At 58.5% G+C, this 16,588-nt stretch carries 14 protein-coding genes and 2 tRNA genes; 9 read left to right on the top strand and 7 right to left on the bottom strand.

Going from position 1 to position 16,588, the window contains the following annotated elements; genetic code table 11:
- Positions 1-358 precede the first annotated feature (358 nt).
- Entirely contained in the window at positions 359-892 is a 534-nt protein-coding gene (locus tag AC0Z5Z_RS17415) for a GAF domain-containing protein (protein ID WP_164488345.1), read from the top strand.
- 86 nt (positions 893-978) lie between these two features.
- Here the strand turns inward: AC0Z5Z_RS17415 and AC0Z5Z_RS17410 are convergent.
- From AC0Z5Z_RS17410 to AC0Z5Z_RS17385, 6 genes are all read right to left on the bottom strand, one after another.
- Positions 979-1,052 (bottom strand) — tRNA-Cys (locus AC0Z5Z_RS17410).
- 46 nt (positions 1,053-1,098) lie between these two features.
- A tRNA-Gly gene (locus tag AC0Z5Z_RS17405) sits at positions 1,099-1,174 on the bottom strand.
- A 60-nt stretch (positions 1,175-1,234) separates the two neighbouring features.
- Positions 1,235-1,795 (bottom strand): CDP-diacylglycerol--glycerol-3-phosphate 3-phosphatidyltransferase, encoded by a 561-nt coding sequence (gene pgsA / locus AC0Z5Z_RS17400; protein WP_041478738.1) that lies wholly within the window; start codon positions 1,793-1,795, stop codon positions 1,235-1,237.
- A 32-nt stretch (positions 1,796-1,827) separates the two neighbouring features.
- Positions 1,828-3,651 (bottom strand): excinuclease ABC subunit UvrC, encoded by a 1,824-nt coding sequence (gene uvrC / locus AC0Z5Z_RS17395; protein ID WP_150635509.1) that lies wholly within the window; start codon positions 3,649-3,651, stop codon positions 1,828-1,830.
- A 2-nt stretch (positions 3,652-3,653) separates the two neighbouring features.
- Entirely contained in the window at positions 3,654-4,295 is a 642-nt protein-coding gene (gene gacA, locus AC0Z5Z_RS17390) for a response regulator transcription factor GacA (protein ID WP_024012761.1), read from the bottom strand.
- Between the two features lie 127 nt (positions 4,296-4,422).
- A complete protein-coding gene (locus AC0Z5Z_RS17385; RefSeq protein ID WP_256809904.1) occupies positions 4,423-4,866 on the bottom strand; it encodes a GNAT family N-acetyltransferase in 444 nt (147 codons plus the stop codon).
- Between the two features lie 605 nt (positions 4,867-5,471).
- On the opposite strand from AC0Z5Z_RS17385, the gene AC0Z5Z_RS17380 reads away from it, so the two are divergent.
- On the top strand, positions 5,472-6,545 hold the full coding sequence (locus tag AC0Z5Z_RS17380; RefSeq protein ID WP_056785275.1) for a 3-deoxy-7-phosphoheptulonate synthase: 1,074 nt from the start codon (positions 5,472-5,474) through the stop codon (positions 6,543-6,545).
- A gap of 54 nt (positions 6,546-6,599) precedes the next feature.
- Here the strand turns inward: AC0Z5Z_RS17380 and AC0Z5Z_RS17375 are convergent, their stop codons facing one another.
- Complete coding sequence (locus AC0Z5Z_RS17375; protein WP_353187433.1) at positions 6,600-7,679, bottom strand: hypothetical protein; 1,080 nt, start codon at positions 7,677-7,679, stop codon at positions 6,600-6,602.
- Positions 7,680-8,013: 334 nt separating this feature from the next.
- Here AC0Z5Z_RS17375 and AC0Z5Z_RS17370 point away from each other — a divergent pair, with 334 nt between their 5' ends.
- The 7 genes from AC0Z5Z_RS17370 to AC0Z5Z_RS17340 all read left to right on the top strand — a co-directional run bounded on the left by AC0Z5Z_RS17370 (position 8,014) and on the right by AC0Z5Z_RS17340 (position 16,476).
- A complete protein-coding gene (locus AC0Z5Z_RS17370) occupies positions 8,014-8,883 on the top strand; it encodes an esterase/lipase family protein (RefSeq protein ID WP_353187489.1) in 870 nt (289 codons plus the stop codon).
- Between the two features lie 95 nt (positions 8,884-8,978).
- Positions 8,979-9,260 carry a peptidylprolyl isomerase gene (locus AC0Z5Z_RS17365; RefSeq protein WP_041478733.1) on the top strand — a complete coding sequence of 94 codons (282 nt, stop codon included), beginning with the start codon at positions 8,979-8,981 and terminating at the stop codon, positions 9,258-9,260.
- Between the two features lie 131 nt (positions 9,261-9,391).
- A complete protein-coding gene (locus AC0Z5Z_RS17360) occupies positions 9,392-11,260 on the top strand; it encodes an extracellular solute-binding protein (protein ID WP_485611404.1) in 1,869 nt (622 codons plus the stop codon).
- Positions 11,260-12,321: a microcin C ABC transporter permease YejB gene (locus AC0Z5Z_RS17355; RefSeq protein WP_485611403.1), complete on the top strand. Its 1,062-nt coding sequence runs from the start codon at positions 11,260-11,262 to the stop codon at positions 12,319-12,321. Before AC0Z5Z_RS17360 ends, AC0Z5Z_RS17355 begins: the two co-directional genes overlap by 1 nt.
- Complete coding sequence (locus tag AC0Z5Z_RS17350) at positions 12,321-13,343, top strand: ABC transporter permease (protein WP_041478730.1); 1,023 nt, start codon at positions 12,321-12,323, stop codon at positions 13,341-13,343. Before AC0Z5Z_RS17355 ends, AC0Z5Z_RS17350 begins: the two co-directional genes overlap by 1 nt.
- Positions 13,344-13,352: 9 nt before the next feature.
- Positions 13,353-14,927 (top strand): ABC transporter ATP-binding protein, encoded by a 1,575-nt coding sequence (locus AC0Z5Z_RS17345; RefSeq protein WP_485611402.1) that lies wholly within the window; start codon positions 13,353-13,355, stop codon positions 14,925-14,927.
- A gap of 133 nt (positions 14,928-15,060) precedes the next feature.
- A complete protein-coding gene (locus tag AC0Z5Z_RS17340) occupies positions 15,061-16,476 on the top strand; it encodes a sigma-54 interaction domain-containing protein (protein ID WP_315434979.1) in 1,416 nt (471 codons plus the stop codon).
- Positions 16,477-16,588 lie beyond the last annotated feature (112 nt).

Genomic DNA, 16,588 nt, shown 5'->3' with positions numbered 1-16,588 from the left:
ATCGCTGACCGCAGAAAATCAAAAAGCCTCAGAAATCAGGGAGCTACGGAGTTTGCTTGAAGTAGAGGCCGAGGTAACTGGCAAATCGCAGCAACCAGACTGGAAATTGTGGCGATAAACTCAAAAGATTCAGATGCTCACCATCACCTTGGCTGCACGGGTGACAGATGTTTCATCGATTGAGATTATGAGCAGGCAACCCAAGTCTGGACGGGATGTCTACGCTAAAGGTTGGCGCCGAAATCAATAATCAAAGGGTATCAGCACGCCCCCCTTCAACCACGATCACGCCTCACAGAACGTCACCAGAGCAGAGCTCAGGGATGTACAAGCAATCAGGAGATTTGATTCCATGCAAATGAGTGACACCGTTCTAAAAGCGTCTTTAAGCCAAGAGGAGCGCTCGGCGATCGCCGAGATCGAAGCGACCACCAATATCCTGCAGCTTGTCACCCGCCTGACCGGTACACGCTTTGCCGGAATCGCAAAATTCACGGAAACGGAATGGATCGTCTGTTCGGCATACGATCCGATTGAACTGGGAATAAACGTAGGCGATACGCTGGATCTGGAAACTACGCTCTGCAGTGAGTTTCGACGAAATCCTCAAGCCCTCTTCCTTCCACAAATCAGCAAGGATGGACGACTGTCGTCACGTCCTGTGGTGAAGCAGTATTCAATTGAAAGCTACGCAGGCGCGCCTGTTTTCCTGCCGGACGGAAGACTCTGGGGTGCCCTATGTGCTCTGGATTCAAGGGCCGTTCTGTTTGATAACCCGGATCTTGCGGACACACTGACGTTATTCGCACGCCTTATTGGCTGCATCTTTTTCTCGAATCTGACGGTGGAAGGTGCCAGCCATATCAAGACCGGGGCGTGTCTGACTGAGTGACCCTACACAAACGATGCGGAACACCACACTTTTCCCACAAGCAACAAAAAACCCCGTAGATCATTGATCTACGGGGTTTTTGATAGTGGAGGCCGAGGTCGGAATCGAACCGGCGTAGGTGGATTTGCAATCCACTGCATAACCATTTTGCTACTCGGCCTCAAAGTATTTGCTGTCAGTAGCGCAACAACAAACACTGTACAAATTGGAGCGGGAAACGAGACTCGAACTCGCGACCCCGACCTTGGCAAGGTCGTGCTCTACCAACTGAGCTATTCCCGCTTGGTGTGGCGCATTCTATAGAATTAAGAAGCCCCGTCAACCCCTTGATTCAAAAAACTTTTATTTCTTTTCTACATCAGTCTTCAGGTGCGGCCAGGCGGCGCGAAGGTATTGAACCATCGACCACAGGGTCAGCCCTGCCGATACAATCAGCAGCGTATAACCGAGCACGACCCAGAAGCTCAATGCCTTTGGATGAGCCAGCAGAATCACCAGCGCGAGCATCTGCGCAGCGGTTTTCCATTTGCCGAGATTGGAAACCGCTACCTGCGCTCGGGCGCCGAGTTCGGCCATCCATTCGCGCAGCGCCGAAATCACGATCTCGCGACCGATGATGACTGCTGCGGGCAGCGTAAGCCAGAGATTGCCGTGCTCCTGCACCAGCAAGACCAGGGCAACAGCGACCATCAGCTTGTCGGCGACCGGATCGAGGAAGGCCCCGAACGGTGTGCTTTGCTCCAGTCGGCGCGCCAGATAACCATCGAGCCAGTCGGTTGCAGCCGCAAAGGCAAAAACCGAAGCGGAGGCCATGTAACTCCATTGGTAAGGCAGATAGAACAGCAATATGAAGATCGGGATGAGCAGGACGCGTAGAACGGTAATCAGATTAGGGATATTCATCGGCACAACTGGCTACGAGGTGAAGGGGCATTCTACTCACTATGCAGGTTCGCATAAATCGACTCAGCGAGCTTTTTACTGATCCCCGGGGCTTTGGCGATCTCTTCGATGCTTGCACGAGACAGCTCCTGCAATCCACCAAAATGTTTCAATAGGTCACGGCGGCGCGTCGGCCCTACCCCTGCGACACCCTCAAGCGTCGAGGTTCGGCGGGTCTTGCCGCGACGGGCGCGATGCCCCGTAATTGCAAAGCGGTGTGCCTCATCGCGGATCTGCTGAATCAGGTGCAACGCGGGCGAATCGCCGCGCAAGGTGAACTCGTGCGCTGCATCATTCAGATACAACGTTTCGAAACCGGCCTTGCGCGTGGCGCCTTTGGCGACGCCCAACAGGATCAGATCCGGCACGGCCAGTTCGTTGAGCACATCGCGGGCCATCGACAATTGGCCCTTGCCACCGTCAACCAGCAGGATGTCCGGCAACTTGCCCTCTCCGTCCTTGAGTTTGCTGAACCTGCGGGTCAGCGCCTGGTGCATGGCCGCATAATCGTCGCCGGCAGTGACGCCTTCGATGTTGTAGCGGCGGTAATCCGACTTGATCGCGCCTTCCGGCCCGAACACCACGCAGGAGGCAACCGTCGCTTCGCCGCTGGAATGACTGATGTCGTAGCATTCCAAACGTTGCGGCGGCTCATCCAGATTCAGCACTTCGGCCAGCGCGTCGAATCGCGCGGCGGTGTGCTGACGGTTGGCCAGACGCGCGCCCAACGCTTGCTCAGCGTTGGTCACGGCCAGTTGCTGCCAGCGCGCACGGGTACCGCGCACCCGGTGACTGATGGCCAATTCGCGGCCGCGCAAGGTATGAATCCCTTCGATCAGCGCTGGAAAATCTTCGTGAACCACATTCACGATCAGTTCGCTCGGCAAATCGCGCTCGGGGCTGCTGATGTAGTACTGGCCGAGAAACGCCGCCATGACTTCGGAAACGTTTTCCTCGATGCCGACCTGCGGGAAAAAATTCTTGCTGCCCAGCACTCGCCCGCCGCGCACGCTGATCAGGTGAACACAGGCGCCGCCGGGGTTGACGAATGCGGCAATCACGTCGATATCGCCGGTTCCGCCTTCCATGCTCTGCTGGTCCTGTACCCGGCGCAGCAATCCGATCTGGTCACGCAATTCGGCCGCGCGCTCGAACTCGAGATTGATCGCTGCCTCTTCCATCGCGGTGGACAGCTCGTTGGTCAGCGCATGGCTGCGACCTTCGAGGAACATCACCGAGTGGCGCACGTCTTCGGCGTAGACGTCAGGCTCGACCAACCCCACGCACGGCGCCTTGCAGCGTTTGATCTGGTATTGCAGGCACGGACGGGTGCGGTTCCTGTAATAGCTGTCTTCGCACTGGCGAACGAAAAAGGTTTTTTGCAGGATACTCAGGCTTTCGCGTATGGCACCGGCACTCGGATATGGGCCGAAATACTTGCCCTTGGCCTTTTTTGCCCCGCGATGGATGCTCAGGCGCGGAAACTGCCCGTCGGAGAGAAACACGTACGGATAGGATTTGTCGTCGCGCAGCAGGATGTTGTACGGCGGGCGCCACTCCTTGATCAGCGTCTGTTCCAGCAGCAGCGCTTCGGTTTCGTTGGCGGTGATGGTCGTCTCGACCTGAGCGATACGGCCGACCAGTGCGGCCGTCTTCGGCGCCAGCCCGGTCTTGCGAAAGTAGCTCGCCAGACGTTTCTTCAGGTTTTTCGCTTTGCCGACATAGAGCAGGCGCGCTTCGCTGTCGAACATGCGATAGACGCCGGGCCGACCGCTGACGGTCGACAGGAAAGCACTGGAATCAAATTTCTCGGTCATGGTCAGGCGCTGGCATCCACCATGCCGTGACGCACCGCGAGCAGTGTCAACTCGACGTCGCTGCTGATCGAAAGCTTCTCGAAAATGCGATAGCGGTAGGTATTCACGGTTTTCGGCGACAGGCACAACTTGTCGGAAATGATCTGGACCTTCTGGCAACCGACAATCATCAACGCAATCTGGATTTCCCGCTCGGACAACGCATCGAACGGCGAATCATTGGTGGGCTGGAATGATTTGATTGCCAACTGCTGAGCGATCTGCGGACTGATGTAACGCTGCCCGGCGAAGACCAGACGAATGGCCTGAACCATTTCCGGCAGACCCGCGCCCTTGGTCAGGTAACCAGCCGCCCCGGCCTGCAGCAAACGCGTCGGGAAAGGGTCTTCCTCGCACACCGTAACGGCAACCACCTTGATGTCCGGGTGGCTGCGCAGCAGCTTCCGCGTGGCTTCGAGGCCGCCAATGCCGGGCATCTTGACGTCCATGAGCACTACGTCAGGCTTCAATTCACGGGCCTTGATCAGGGACTCTTCACCTGACTCGGCCTGACCCACCACCTGCAGGCCATCGATATCGGCCAGCATCCGTGTAATGCCTGTGCGAACGAGATCATGGTCGTCGACCACTAGCACCCTAATCAAGCAGACACCTCGCGATATGGTCTTATTGGGATGCCGGACACCTTAGCAAAAAGTGCCAGACAGACCTAGCGGAAAGCCGCATTTAAAAAGTTTCAATTCATCATTCAGGGCTTGCCGGCTGTGGGTTTCAGAGCACAGCTGTACTCAAATCGAGCTGCATCCTGAGGAAACACTCATCCCTGCCCACGATGCGCAGTCCTTTGCGTGCATACAGTTCTTGCGCCCGGTTATTGTCAAACACTGTCAGTCGCAGTGCCGGTCGTCTTGCCTGACGAGCCATTTCGGTAACTTGACCAATGGCCCAGGAACCGGCGCCCTGCCCTTGCCAGGGATGATCAATCTGTAATTCGCGTATGTACAGCGCCCGCGCATCCTGGCTCAGACTGAAAAAACCGATCGCCAGTTCATCCTGGAGGATCATCCAGTTGTCACGATACTGCCAGCCTGCGTCGAACGCCTCGTCCTGCCACAGCAGGTCGTGCTCAATGTAATAGCGCAGCATGTTTTGACAGGTCAGATCCCGCGCAAAAGCAAGATCATCACGGGTGGCATGCCGGATTCGATAACTCATTCAGCTTTCTCCATGACTGCAAAGTTGCCCTTCACCCGCATGGTTTGCCAGTGATAGGCGTTTTGAGCGGCGGGCAATAGCATTTTCTGATTGCTGATGCGTATCAGCGTCGAGTAAGCTCGGCGCATTCAACGGAGACAGCACATGTTCAACACCCTTCCACAGTCTTGCACCACCAGCGCCCTGCGCTCGGTTGCGGCTGCCCGGGTGAATCACACTTGCGCTCCTGACAATTTTTATTTTGGGTATTGGTTTAGCCACTGGCGCGCCTGATACCCAAACGGCGCCCATGATAACGGGTCGCCTACCAGAGATTTCTCAACCCCCGGTCGGCCTCCCGACCGGGGGTTTTGTTTTTTCAGGCCCATCACTTTCAGCGACACACCACATTTCGAGGATTACACCATGAACTACGCCACTTATTACCGTTACGACAGCTTTAGCGCCTGGCGATTTACCAGCCTCCGCTCGGGACAGCCTGCCGCCTCCGATCGGTCACCCACAGGTGGCAAACACACATGCCTAGCCAGTACGGCCATTTGTCGAACACCCCAGTAGGGCCGAGTGCGCGGGAAAAACCCGCCATCCGCCCAGGAAGACCGAACATGAACTCTTCAGTTTCCGCTTTGCCGCTGTCCACCCTCGATTCTGCCAACGAAGCACTGACCCTGCGTCTGCCCAGCTCGTTGCAGCTCAAACAGCAATTGCCGCTCAGCCATTCCCTGCATCAACAGGTCAACACTCATCGCCAGGCGGTGCGCGCCATCCTTGACGGTGAAGACCCACGCCTGCTGGTCATCGTTGGCCCCTGCTCTATCCATGACCCGCAATCAGCGATTGAGTACGCCAGCAAACTCGCTCGTCTGGCCGAAGATGTCAGCAGTGAAATGCTGCTGGTCATGCGCGCCTACGTCGAAAAGCCGCGTACGACGGTCGGCTGGAAAGGTCTGGCCTACGATCCGCATCTGGACGGCACTGACGATATGGCTGCCGGTCTGACGCTGTCGCGCGGACTGATGCTGGAAATGATCCAGCTCGGACTACCGGTCGCTACCGAACTCCTGCAACCCATGGCCGCCAGCTACTTTGATGACCTGCTGAGCTGGGTGGCCATTGGAGCCCGCACCACCGAGTCGCAGATCCACCGCGAAATGGCCAGTGGCTTGAACATGCCCGTGGGCTTCAAGAACGGCACCGACGGCGGCGCCGCCATTGCTGTCGACGCCATGCGCTCGGCAGGCCATCCGCATCGACACTTCGGCGTCGACAGCCAAGGGCATCCGGCGATCGTGCAGACAGCCGGCAACGCTGACACCCACATTGTGCTGCGCGGTGGCCATCAAGGGCCAAACTACGACGCAACCAGCGTAGCCAACATCAGCGCCGAACTCAGCCGACTGAAGATTCCCAGCCGGATCATGGTCGATTGCAGCCATGCCAACAGCGGCAAGGATCCCCTGCGTCAGCCAGCCGTGTTCAACGAGGTGCTTGAACAACGCCTGCGTGGCAACCACTCGCTGATCGGCGCGATGCTGGAATCTCATCTGTTCGAAGGCTGCCAGCCGCTGAGCACCTCTCTACGCTACGGCGTATCGATAACTGATGGCTGCCTCGGCTTTGACGCAACGGAACAGTTGCTGACCGACGCCGCACGGCGCCTCGCTAACGCCAGGGCCTGATCGCAGATCGCCCTCCCGTTCCATACGAAGCGCGGAGGGCTGACCTTCCCCAGGTTATGCCACTATGCTGATCCGCCTCACGGCAGATTGCTGACTGGTATCGTCCAGACGTTCGATGGTGTAGGCAATCTCCACCGTCGTGCCGTGGTGCTCGCGCCAGAACCGATGGGGAACAATGAAACTCACCGGTTGCCCGGCCGCCTCCCGAGTGATTTCAAGATCATCGCGATGACTGAAAAAATCACCATCGCACTTGAGATAGACCAACTCGTCTTCCTGCACCAGCGGGTCTTCAATCAGAATGGAAACCCCCTCTATCGAGTCCTTCACCGACAGCACATCATCGATCGTCCCAACAATATCCGGCGCGGCCAGTTCAGCACGCACTGCCGGCCCAATGAAAACCGTCGCAGGCTCCGAGGTTCGGATGGCTCCACAGCGTTGTTCAACACGGTAGGCGACCACCACCTCGCCACCACGATGCGCTTCGACGTAGCTGGCCGGCACCCAGAAGGACAGGCTTTGCGCGACGGCGCAGGCCTCGACCTTCAACGAGTCGGTGAATATTTCAGGCGAAGCATCTCCATGCCACGACAGCATGATCCGGTCGCCCGCTGACATCCGAGCGTAAGGCTGCAGGGTCACCAGGGTGCCTTCGACCACTCGCGACGGCTCCAGCGCTCCGTTTACCGAGCCTTCTATTTGCGGCGCCAACAGATGCGGTCCAACGTCCCCGACAGACAGTTGCAGGCGAGCAGATTCCACTGCCTTGGGCGCGGACGCACTTTGAAGTGCCCAGTAAACCTCAAGCGAGCCCCCGTCCAGCGCAGCGACATGCATCGCCTTGATGACGAAGATGACGTCTTTGCCAACCTGGACCTGGCTGATGAATCGAACACTCTCGTATTGATAGGCAAAGCCTTCGATATCCAGCCCCTCCCAAGACAGCACGATCTGATCGCCGCAGCTCATGTTGGCATAAGGGGAAATGCGAACGATGGCCTTGGCCAGCGAAGGATCCAACACGCTCCCTTGGAGCCCGTCAATCGTTGGCGCGACCAGAGGTTCGATAGACACTTCGGCAACCATCGGCTGGCGCATCCGCCAGCAAAACTCGATTTCATGGCTATTCATTTTCGCTTCCACTCCCTGGAAAACGTGCCGCCCCGAATGACGACACTGACATCTACATTGAGGACCTATTTGAACGTTCCGGATGTCAGCCGAATCCACCGCGACAACGGCGTAACCGCTACTCGCAAAGTAGGCAACAGCAGAGGTCACGCGGTTATGCCGACAAACGACCCACTGAACTTCCGATTCGGATTTCACAGCTCTCCGAAATTTCGTACGCCTCGTAGTCCATTTTCAAACGCAATGTGAAGCCTCTTCGTACTTCTTCAACGGGATGAGTGTTTTAGAGTGGCCCGGTGATTTCCCGATGAACTTCTACGAAAAAGGTAAGAACATGCAACGGAATGCTACAACTCGTTATCCCATCCTGTTGGTCCACGGTCTGTTCGGGTTCGAGCATATCGGTCATTTCGAGCTGTTCCATGACGTCAAGTCCGCGCTGAAAACCGCCGGATGTCGATTGTTTGTTCCACACCTTTCGGCCACCCACGACAATGAAAAGCGGGGTGAGCAATTGCTGTCACAGATTGCTTGCGTGCTACGAGGCACAGGCGCGAAGAAAGTCAACCTCATAGGACACAGTCAAGGCGCACTCGCTGCACGCTATGCGGCGGCGCTTGCACCAGACGTCGTCGCTTCGGTCACCTCCGTCAGTGGCCCGAACCATGGCTCGGAGCTCGCCGACTTCCTGCGCAGGGCACTGATTCCGGGCAAGCTTCCCGAAGCCGTCGCACAGAATGTCGCAACGCACTTCGCCGACTTACTGTCGCTACTGAGCGGCAGCGCGACATTGCCGCAGAATGCGTTAGCCGCACTCAACGCATTGACCACGGTCGGCGTCGGTCAATTCAATGACAAATTTCCCCAGGGACTGCCGCAAACCTGGGGCGGGCATGGTCCTGAGCAAGTCAACGGCGTGCGCTACTACTCGTGGAGCGGGGTTGTTGCGCAATCCACGTTGCCAGTGCTGGATCCGGTTCAAGCAACCTGCCGGGTCCTGTCGCAATATTTCACCACCGAACCCCAGCAGAATGATGGTTTCGTCGGACGCTTCAGTAGCCATCTCGGCCAAGTGATCCGCTCCGATTACCCAATGGATCATTTGGCCAGCCTGCGGCGGAGCGCGGGCACAAAAGCGCGCTCGCCGGATCCGATCGACCTGTACGTCGAACATGCCCAGCGTCTGCAAGCGGCGGATCTATGAATCGGGCAAGGAACGCAGAATGGAACTTTGCCGAGAATTCGCCGACTGATTCCGGTAGGCTCCACCTTTTATTGAAACAGTTCGGAGAATTCCCCATGGCCAAAGCCACTGCCCGCCACATCCTGGTTTCCAGCGAAGACAAGTGCAACGAACTCAAGGCTCAGATCGAAGCCGGCGCCGATTTCGCTGAAGTCGCCAAAGCCAACTCCACCTGCCCGTCCAGCCGTCAGGGCGGCGATCTGGGCTCGTTCGGTCCAGGCCAGATGGTCAAGGAATTCGACACCGTGGTATTCAGCGCGCCGATCAACGTCGTGCAAGGCCCGGTAAAAACCCAGTTCGGTTATCACCTGCTGGAAGTCACCAGCCGTCAGGACTGACTCGTCGTCCGATTGCTGACAACGGCCCGCCTTCTGGTGGGCCGTTGTGTTTCAGTTACACATACGGCTGGCGAGTGGCGCGCGGGTCGCGTACAACTTGCGCTTATCGATTTTGCGTTCCAAGGCTGACGATGCGACTGGTTTTTCCCACACTGATGCTCACCGCCCTCGCCTTTCTCATTGGCGCCGCTGGCGTGAACGCTGCCCCGCAACACGCACTGACCGTTTACGGCGAACCGGCCAAATACCCCGCCGGTTTCAGCCATTTCGACTACACCAATCCGCAAGCGCCGAAGGGCGGGACGATGCGGCGCTCGGCCATCGAGATCGGCCACTTCGACCATTTGCTGCCTTATATAGACAAAGGCATCGGCGTGACGCAGATCGACGGCCTGCTGTACTCGCCGCTGGCCCAACGCTCGCTGGACGAGCCTTACACCGTCTATGGTCTGGTTGCGCAGAAGATGGAACGTTCGGACGACGGTCTTTCGCTACGTTTCTTCATCAACCCGAAGGCGCGCTTTGCCGATGGCAAACCGATTACCGCCGAAGACGTGCGCTACACCTACAACCTGCTGATGACCCAGGGCAGCCTGCGTTATCGCACCCAGTTCGCCGACGTCAAAGGAGTCGAAATCGAGGCGCCGCTGACCGTGCGCTTCGACTTCAAAAGCAACGAAAACCGAACTTTGCCGCTGGACATCGCGACCTTGCCGGTATTCCCCGAACACTGGTGGAAGAGCCGCGATTTCGCCAGCGGCGGTGGTTATGAACCGCCGCTGGGCAGTGGGCCGTACCGGGTTGGCAAGGTCGACTCCGGGCGCAGTATCACGTTTGAACGCAATGGCGACTGGTGGGGCAAGGACCTGCCGGTCAGTCGCGGCCTGTACAACTTCGACCATTTCAGTATCGAGTATTTCGGCGACACCGATGTCGCCCGCCAGGTGCTGCGTGGTGGCGCCTATGACTACAACCGCGAGTTTTCCGCGACCGGCTATTCGATCGGCTACGACAGCCCTGCCCTCAGCGATGGCCGTTTGCAGAAAGCCCACCTCGCCACTGAAGCGCCGCAATCGGCCCAGGGTTTCGTGTTCAACCTGCAAAAGCCGATGTTCCAGGACCGCCGCGTGCGCCAGGCACTGGCGATGCTCTGGGATTTCGAATGGAGCAACCGGCAGATGATGCGTAACGTCTATATCCGCCAGCAGAGTTACTTCTCCAACACCGATCTCGCCGCCCGGCAGTTGCCCGATGCGCAGGAGTTGAAAATCCTTGAACCGCTGCGCGGCCAGGTGCCTGAGGAAGTGTTCAGCAAAGTCTTCGAAGCACCGAAGACCGACGGCAGCGGCATCATCCGTGACAAGCAGTTGCAAGCCTTGGAACTGCTCGAGCAGGCTGGCTGGAAACCGGATGGCGACCAGTTGGTCAACAGCGCCGGCGAACCGCTGAGCTTCACTTTTCTGGTCAGCCAGAATGGAATGGACCGCCTGCTGTTGCCTTACAAGCGCACGCTGAAACAGATCGGCATCGAGCTCAATATTCGCCGCATCGACTCCTCGCAATACGTCAATCGCCTGATGAGTCGCGACTACGACATGATCGTCACCGGCTATCCCGTTACCACTTCTCCGGGCGGCGAGTTGCTCAACTACTTCGGCTCGGCAGCGGCCAACGATCCGGGCGCGAACAATTACATGGTGCTGAAAAATCCGGCAGTCGACACTTTGATCAACGGCCTGATCCGCGCCTCGACCCAATCAGACATGCTGCATTACGCCCATGCGCTGGACCGGGTGCTGCAATGGAACTACTACTGGATTCCCAATTACTACCCGCCAGGCACCTCGACCGTCTGGTGGAACCGCTTCGGCATTCCCACGGTGCAGGCGAGCAATGACGAAGCCATCGAGAGCTGGTGGGAAATCAGCCGCACGCCACTGACCAATCAACAGATGACCGCTGAGAAAATCAGTCGCGGCAGACCCGGAGGACCGCACTGATGTGGGGTTACATACTGCGGCGCCTGCTGCTGATCATTCCGACGCTGGTGATCATCCTGCTGGTCAATTTCCTGATCATTCAGGCCGCGCCCGGCGGACCGGTCGAACAAGCCATCGCCCACCTGCAAGGCATTGGCGGTGCCAGTGTTGGCGGCGGTGCCAGCGAGACCTCGAGCTCTGCCTCGCGCGCCAGCCGTGGCCTTGATCCGCAGCTGATCAAGGACATCGAAAAGCAGTACGGCTTCGACAAACCGGCCCACGAGCGTCTGTGGCTGATGCAGAAGAATTACGCGCAACTGGACTTCGGCAAGAGCTTCTTCCGTGGCGCAACAGTCACCGACCTGATTCTGGAAAAGATGCCGGTGACCATTTCGCTCGGGCTGTGGGCGACGCTGATCACCTATCTCGTGTCGATCCCGCTGGGCATCCGCAAGGCTGTGCACCACGGCAGCCATTTCGATATCTGGAGCAGCACGGCGATCATCATTGGTTACGCCATGCCGGCGTTTCTGTTCGCGATGTTCCTGATCGTCGTATTCGCCGGCGGCACTTCGCTCAACTGGTTTCCGGTGCGCGGGCTGGTGTCGGACAACTTCGAATCGCTGTCGACACTGGGCAAGATCGCCGATTACTTCTGGCATCTGGTGCTCCCGGTCACGGCGCTGGTGATCGGTGGATTCGCGACGCTGACGATCCTTACAAAAAACTCGTTCCTCAATGAAATCACCCGACAGTACGTAGTAACGGCCCGCGCCAAAGGCTTGAGCGAACGCCGCGTGCTGTACGGACACGTGTTTCGCAACGCCATGCTGTTGGTGGTCTCGGGGATACCTCAGGCGTTCATCAGTGTGTTCTTCGCCGGCTCACTGCTGATCGAAGTGATCTTCTCCCTCGATGGCCTTGGGCGCATGAGTTACGAAGCAGCGGTATCGCGGGATTATCCAGTGGTGTTCGGTTCACTGTTCATCTTCACCCTGTTCGGCCTGCTGATAAAACTGATCGGCGACCTGTGCTACACCCTGGTCGACCCGCGTATCGACTTCGCCGCGAGGAATGCCTGATGTTCAAGCTCTCGCCTTTGGGTCGTCGCCGTTTCGAACGTTTCAAGAAAAACCGTCGTGGCTGGTGGTCGCTGTGGCTGTTCATCGGCCTGTTCATCCTGACGCTGGGTGGCGAGTTGATCGCCAACGACAAACCGTTGATGGTCAGTTATCAGGGCCAGTGGTACTTCCCGGTGTTCAAGCGCCATACCGAACAGGAGTTCGGCGGGCAACTGCCGTTTCAGGCCGATTATCGCAGCGAGTACGTGCAGAATCTGATACGCAAGGACGGTGGCTGGTTGCTGTTCCCGCCGATTCCGTTCAGCGACGACACCCCCAACTATGACCTGAACAAACCGGCGCCAAGTCCCCCGACTTCGGTGAACTGGCTGGGCACCGACGATCAGGCACGCGATGTGCTGGCGCGGGTCATCTTTGGCGCTCGGGTGTCGATTCTGTTTGCCTTGATGCTGACATTTGTCAGTGCGCTGATCGGTATCGCCGCCGGCGCGTTGCAGGGGTATTACGGTGGCTGGGTCGACCTGCTTGGACAACGCGTGCTGGAAGTCTGGTCGGGGCTGCCGGTGTTGTATCTGCTGATCATCCTCTCCGGTTTCGTCGAGCCGAATTTCTGGTGGCTGCTGGGGATCATGGCGCTGTTTTCCTGGTTGGCGCTGGTGGACGTGGTGCGCGCCGAGTTCCTGCGCGGGCGCAATCTGGAATACGTCAAAGCCGCACGTGCCCTGGGCCTGACTGACCGCAAGGTGATCTTCCGGCACATTCTGCCCAACGCAATGAACGCGACGCTGAGTTACCTGCCGTTCATTCTGACCGGAGCGATTTCGACGCTGACCGCGCTGGATTTCCTCGGCTTCGGCATGCCGGCCGGCAGCGCTTCGCTGGGTGAACTGATCGGTCAGGGCAAGCAGAACCTGCAAGCACCGTGGCTCGGGTTGACCGCGTTCTTTACCCTGGCGCTGATCCTCTCCTTGTTGGTATTCATCGGCGAAGCGTTACGTGACGCTTTTGACCCTCGATCCTGAAGCGTGACCATGACTGAAAACCTGATTGAAATCCGCCACCTCAATGTCGCCTTCCATGGTCAGACTGTGGTGCGTGACCTGTGCCTGGATATCCGCCCCGGTGAGTGCCTGGCTCTGGTCGGCGAATCGGGCTCGGGGAAATCGGTGACCGCGCATTCGATCCTGCAACTGCTGCCTGAGAGCGAGGCGCAAACCCGTGGCAGCATCCGCTATCGCGGGCAGGAACTGCTCGGTGCTGATCCGAAGGTCTTGCGAGAACTGCGCGGCAATCGCATCGCGATGATCTTTCAGGAGCCGATGACTTCGCTCAATCCGTTGCACACCATCGAAAAGCAGATCGGCGAAACTCTGTTGCTGCACCGCGGCCTCGGCGGCAAGCAAGCGCAGCAGCGCATTCTCGAATTGCTCGGGCTGGTCGGCATCCAGAAACCCAAGGAACGCTTGAAAGCCTATCCGCACCAACTCTCTGGCGGGCAACGGCAACGGGTGATGATCGCCATGGCCCTGGCCTGCGAACCGGAGTTGTTGATTGCCGACGAGCCGACAACGGCACTGGACGTCACCGTGCAACGCAAGATTCTCTTGCTGCTCAAGTCCCTGCAACAGCGGCTCGGCATGTCGCTGCTGCTGATCAGTCACGATCTCAATCTGGTGCGCAGCATCGCGCAGCGGGTGTGTGTGATGAAGGCTGGCGAGATCGTCGAGCAGGCACCCTGCGAAACCCTGTTCACCGAACCCAAACACCCTTACAGCTGCGTGCTGTTGAACGCTGAGCCGGAAGGTGAAGCCCTGCCCCGTGACGAACGTGAAAATGTACTGGAAGTCGCTGACTTGCGCGTCAATTTCCAGGTCAGCGGCGGGCTGTTCAGGCGCAAGCAGTATCTGCGCGCTGTCGATGGCATCAGCCTGAATATCCAGCGCGGCAAGACCTTGGGCATTGTTGGCGAGTCCGGTTCGGGCAAGTCGACGCTGGGTCAGGCGATCCTGCGCTTGCTGGATTCCGAGGGCAGCATTCGCTTTCAGGGCGAAGCGCTGGACGGCCTCAATCAAAAGCAATTGCGCCCGTGGCGGCGGCAGATGCAGGTGGTGTTTCAGGACCCGTTTGGCAGCCTGAGCCCGCGCATGTCGGTGGCACAGATCATCAGCGAAGGTCTGGAAGTGCATTGCGAGTCCACCGCTAATGAATGTGATGAGCAAGTGATTCGCGTGCTCAAGGAAGTCGGCCTCGACCCGGAAAGCCGCCATCGCTACCCGCATGAATTTTCCGGCGGCCAACGCCAGCGCATTGCCATCGCCCGGGCCTTGGTGCTGAAACCGGCGCTGATCCTGCTCGATGAACCGACCTCGGCCCTCGATCGCACCGTGCAGAAACAAGTGGTCGCCCTGCTCCGTGATCTGCAGGAGAAATACGGTTTGACCTACCTGTTTATCAGTCATGATCTGGCGGTGGTGCGCGCGCTGGCGCATGACATGATCGTGATCAAGGACGGTCAGGTGGTCGAGCGTGGTGCCAGTCACGACGTGTTTGACAACCCGCAGCATCCCTACACCAAGGAGCTGTTGGCGGCGGCGCATCCGGGGTAGGTTTTTTTCTGCTAATTCGCGGCGCGGCATTCGCGAGCAGGCTCGCTCCCACATTTGGAATGCAGGCCCCTGTGAGAGCGAGCCTGCTCGCGAAGGGATCGGTACCGGCAACAAACAATCAGGATCAGCCTCCATGAACACCACCGAAAGCCTCAAGGACTACCAACGGGTACGCACCCTGGCGATCCGTTCGCTGTTCGAGATCATCGAGCAATCCAGCGAAGGCACGGTGATTGTTGACCGCGATGCGAATATCGTCTGGATGAACGAACGCTACGCCCGGCGCTTTGGTCTCGATTCAGCGGCAGGCGCTATCGGCAAGCCTTGCGAAAGCGTGATCCCCGGGAGTTTGCTGCGCGAGGTGGTGCGCACCGGTCGGCCGATTCTGCTGGACATGCAGGACACCCCAAAGGAACCGCTGGTGGTGATGCGCCTGCCGATCCACGACGATGCCGGCAGCGTGATCGGCGCCATCGGTTTTGCCCTGTTCGACGAGTTGCGCACGCTGTCGCCGATGCTCAAGCGTTACCTGAGCATGCAGGAAGAACTGGCCTCGACCCGCTCACTGCTGCGTGCGCGGCAGACCAAATACAACTTCGCCCATTTCATCGGTACCAGCGCCGCCAGCCTTGAAGTCAAACGACGTGCGCGACGAAGCGCCAGCGCTGATTCGCCCGTGTTGCTGTTGGGAGAAACCGGCACTGGAAAAGAGTTACTCGCACAAGCCATTCACAGCGCTTCGCCGCGCGCGCACAAAGCCTTCGTCAGTATCAACAGCGCGGCAATTCCAGAGGCGCTGCTGGAAGCCGAATTTTTCGGCACGGCACCCGGCGCCTTCACCGGCGCTGACCGCAAGGGCCGCACCGGTAAATTACAAATCGCTCAGGGTGGCACACTGTTTCTCGACGAGATCGGCGATATGCCGCTACCGCTGCAAAGCAAACTGTTGCGCGTGTTGCAGGAAAAGGAGTTCGAGCCGGTCGGCTCCAATGAAGTGATTCAGAGCGATGTGCGGGTAATCGCCGCGACGTCGACGGATTTGCAGGCAGCGATCAAGCGCGGCGAATTTCGCGCCGATTTGTACTACCGCCTCAATGTGCTGCCGATCCAGGTGCCGCCGCTGCGCGAACGTCTCGATGATCTGCCGGCGCTGAGCGAGGCGATTCTCGAAGAACTGCGCAGCCAGCATGAACTGCACCGCGATGCGCTGGCGCTGTTGGGCCAGCATGCCTGGCCGGGCAACATCCGTGAGTTGCGCAATGTGTTGGAGCGGGCGGCGTTGCTCAGTGATGACCTCATGCTGACCGAGCAGGATATTCGCGGGGCGATTGGCACGTTTACTCCCGTTGCGCGGACGTCCGAGCCGAGCACGCACGCATCGGCTCGGGAGACATTCGCGCAGGCGCGGGCGCGGTTTGATCGGCAGTTGATCGAATCGACCCTGGCGCAATGCGCGGGGAAGGTACCGGAGGCTGCGGTTCGGCTGGGTCTGGGGCGGTCGACGCTGTACAAGAAAATGGCTGCGCTGGGGATTGTCGAGTCTACATAAAGAGATATCGAATCTCTGTATGAAGACAAAACAAAAGCTTCGCGAGCAGGCTCGCTCCCACAGGGGAATGCATGTCATATGTGGGAGCGAGCCTGCTCGCGAAGGCTCCGGC

It is taken from the genome of Pseudomonas sp. 1L-E-NC-VB-C3 (assembly GCF_057291535.1).
Note: the sequence above shows the minus strand (reverse complement) of the source record. Positions and strands in the feature narration are given on the sequence as shown.